2 protein-coding genes and 2 pseudogenes are annotated in these 1,714 nt (G+C 73.9%); 2 read left to right on the forward strand and 2 right to left on the reverse strand.

The features are described from left to right. Window positions 1-585, reverse strand: a pseudogene (locus AB0G02_RS38660) (hypothetical protein); the annotation flags it as partial. Window positions 586-689: 104 nt separating this feature from the next. Between AB0G02_RS38660 and AB0G02_RS38665 the strand changes: the two are divergent. Continuing rightward, the gene (locus AB0G02_RS38665) at window positions 690-995 is read left to right on the forward strand and encodes a hypothetical protein (RefSeq protein WP_360805018.1); all 306 of its coding nucleotides are present in this window, start codon (window positions 690-692) and stop codon (window positions 993-995) included. A gap of 102 nt (window positions 996-1,097) precedes the next feature. Then, window positions 1,098-1,499: an STAS domain-containing protein gene (locus AB0G02_RS38670; protein ID WP_360805021.1), complete on the forward strand. Its 402-nt coding sequence runs from the start codon at window positions 1,098-1,100 to the stop codon at window positions 1,497-1,499. 15 nt (window positions 1,500-1,514) lie between these two features. Here the strand turns inward: AB0G02_RS38670 and AB0G02_RS38675 are convergent. After that, window positions 1,515-1,714: pseudogene (locus AB0G02_RS38675) on the reverse strand (hypothetical protein); the annotation flags it as partial.

Below are 1,714 nucleotides of genomic sequence, written 5' to 3' on the forward strand. Positions count from 1 at the left end.
GCCCGCCCAGTCCGCCCGCTTGGCCAGGTGGGCGCGGACCAGCGCCGACCGGGCGCCCGCGCCCGACTCGACGTCCAACGTGTCCTGGGCGTTGACCGCGTTGGCGGACACGGACACCGTCACGTAACCCTGTGAGGCCAGCAGACGCTGCGCCTGGAGGTAACCGCGGTGGCTCGGCACCGGCACGGCGGGCGCCGGACAAGGCCACTCCAGCAGCAACTGGGCCCCGTCGTAACAGGTGATGTGCCTGCCGTGCAGGAACAGCGCCAGCGGGTGCCTGCCCGGCGCGTCGGTCGGCGCGACGACCACGGCCTTCATCTCCAGCGGCACCGCGTAGCCCGGCACGGTGATCGGGTCCAGCTCGTACTCCCCCGTGCTCGTGGTGAACGGGCCGGGCTTGCCGGGATCGGTGTCACCGGCGGGCAGCAAGGCGGGCGGCACCACGTTCGCCGCGGTCGACGGTGGCGCGGCGGGCTCCTCGACGTCCAACCGCCTGCCCGACAACCGGACCTGGAGCCCCTCGGGGTTGGCGACGTCGGCCGCGTCCAGGGTGTAGGTGCGCAGGTCGGTGGACGGGCGCGGCACCCCCAGCAGCCGGTCGCCCTCCCAGAACTCGACCGCCGCGCCACCGGGCGGAACGGGGGCGGGCGCCGTCCACGCCAGCCGTCCGCCGGTGGTCGTCCACCCCGGTGTTCGAGGCGCAGGCGGCGTGGATCACCGACCTGGTCTCGGGTGTCGCGTCGCTGCCGGACGTCGACCGGATGACCGGGGAGGTCGACGCGCACCTCGCGCGGGTCGCCCGGCGGCACGGCACGACCGCCGCCGACTCCCTGCAAGTGGACGTCGGCAAGTACCTGCGGGCGCTGCGCCGTGCCCGCGACGGGCGACGGGCGGACGGCCGCTCCGCTCCGTGGCGGACGACCCCCTTCCGGGCGGTCAGGTCACTCGATGGTGATGTCGTGAGGGGGTTGTGGCGTCAGGCGGACGCGCCGTAACGTGCCATCCGAGACGTACCTCAGATGGCCGATCTTCCTACACCTGAACGGGCTAAAAGCTCGGCCTGCTCCCCGGTCAGGGGAACCCGAAGGAGCGCACTCATGCTGGATCAGCTCAGCGGCACCTCCACCGCTCGTGCCGCCCTCACCGAGGAAGACGTCGAGTTCTGCTCCACCAAGGGCAACATCGACCTCGGCACGGTCTCGGCCTTCCGCTCCCGGCTGGGCTCGCGGCTCGACGCCGCCCCGCCGGCGCTGGTGGTGGACCTGACCGGGGTGACGTTCATCGGCTCGGTGGGCGTGGCCGCCCTGATCGCCGCGAACACGCGCGCCGAGCAGCTGGGCACGTTCTTCGCCGTGGTGGCGGACAACCAGTGCGTGCTGCGGCCGTTGCGGGTGACCGGCGCGGACCGCCAGGTGCTCGTCTACCCGACGCTGACCGAGGCCGCGTGCGCCGTCGAGGCGGGCGTGTCGAAGATCCCGGCGCAGCGGACGGGTCGCTGACGGCCCGGCCCGGGGTCAGCGGTCGGTGACCGGCGTGGCCGGGCGGTAGGCCGCGCCGAACCCCATGGCGTGCCACGCGTCGGCGTGCCGGGCGAGGCGCGGCGCGTGCTCGCTCCACCCGGTGACCTGCCTCGTCCACGCCTTCTCCGCCGCTCCCGCGAGGCGCGGCAGCAGGAGGAACGCCAGGTCGTCGAACGACTCGACCGTCTCGCACC

It is taken from the genome of Actinosynnema sp. NPDC023658 (assembly GCF_040639995.1).
In the GTDB taxonomy this organism is placed as follows: domain Bacteria; phylum Actinomycetota; class Actinomycetes; order Mycobacteriales; family Pseudonocardiaceae; genus Actinosynnema.